This is a genomic window from Psychrobacter sp. 1U2, from assembly GCF_051847575.1.
Genome location: NZ_JBPYDC010000344.1, coordinates 1 through 1,183 on the forward strand (window position 1 = coordinate 1; position 1,183 = coordinate 1,183).

Annotated in this window: 2 protein-coding genes and 1 pseudogene; all 3 read left to right on the forward strand. The window is 40.3% G+C overall.

The genetic code is table 11. From position 1 onward, the window contains the following. Positions 1-145 (forward strand): annotated as a pseudogene (locus ACS8FD_RS15670) (Holliday junction resolvase RuvX); the annotation flags it as partial. Between the two features lie 129 nt (positions 146-274). Beyond that, complete coding sequence (locus ACS8FD_RS15675) at positions 275-805, forward strand: hypothetical protein (protein WP_439262523.1); 531 nt, start codon at positions 275-277, stop codon at positions 803-805. A gap of 29 nt (positions 806-834) precedes the next feature. Next, the gene (tusA, locus tag ACS8FD_RS15680) at positions 835-1,161 is read left to right on the forward strand and encodes a sulfurtransferase TusA (RefSeq protein ID WP_439262525.1); all 327 of its coding nucleotides are present in this window, start codon (positions 835-837) and stop codon (positions 1,159-1,161) included. Positions 1,162-1,183 lie beyond the last annotated feature (22 nt).

Consider the following 1,183-nt stretch of genomic DNA (forward strand, 5'->3'; position numbering starts at 1 on the left):
GGCTGCAAGAGAGATCGCTTGGGAAAACGGTTGGATTCGAAATGAGCGTGACCCAATCGACGACATCTCTGCCTGTATTTTATTATCAACGTACTTTATCGACCCAAATAGCAGCATGGCCATCAGTGCAATAAAACCTGATTAGTTGAATCATTAGACAGTCGAATGTTGCGCTCATTCAAAGACGATGTTCTGACCCAATTCTATGCTTTGTCTAAGCATACCGCCGTTAAATAAAGTATTATAAACCTTTACGAACAAATGACTGATCGTTATGACCAATGTTTCAGACCAACCAACGCAATACGGTTTTGCCCCGCTCGCTATCGCACGTATTAAAGGTGCACAGCGTGCCAATCAAATAGCGATTTATCTTATTTACGCTGCTATTATCGCGTTTATGGTCTTTGGCACTATTGCTAGTATTAAAGCATTCCATGACAATCAGCTACTTTATCGACTGTTTTTTAATTTGCCTTATGCGCTGATAGCATTGACCATACCTATCACTATTTATGATGGTTTTGTTATTTACCGTTATCGCTTAAACCAACCTTCAATGATTGCTTTAAGCATTGGTGTATCTACAGTCGTACTGGTCGGTGGGCTGTTATTTGCTGATACTGCCTGGTTGGGACTGGCATCGTGGCTTGGAGTGGCATTTTTATTTAAAGCAAACTTTAAGCGCTTTTTTAACTTTTTGGAAGCCGAAGCAGAAACTGAAGAAGAGTTTGGAAACGAACATGTAACTGATGAAAAGTTGCCACAAGCTCCTAAAGAGTCTTCAATCGACAGCAATTTCTAAATTTACTACTTATTTTTAATATAACGACTATGACTACTTCAATATCTGACATTGCGATCCATCATCATTTGGATACCCAAGGACTTATATGTCCGGAGCCGGTTATGATGCTGCATCGAACTATTCGTAAAGCCGATGGCGGCGATATCATTGAAATTCTTGCAACCGATCCTGCGACGACGCGTGATATTCCTAATTTTTGTCGTCATCTCGGTCATGAGCTTGTACATCAAGAAACACTGGCTGAAAACGTACACTTAAATGCTGATCCTGATGAAATCACCATTGATAGCGATGATGCTACGCCCACAAATATGACACTTTATCGATATTTGGTTAAGAAAAAAACGGCATAGCATTTCTAAGCGTGTCTGTGTG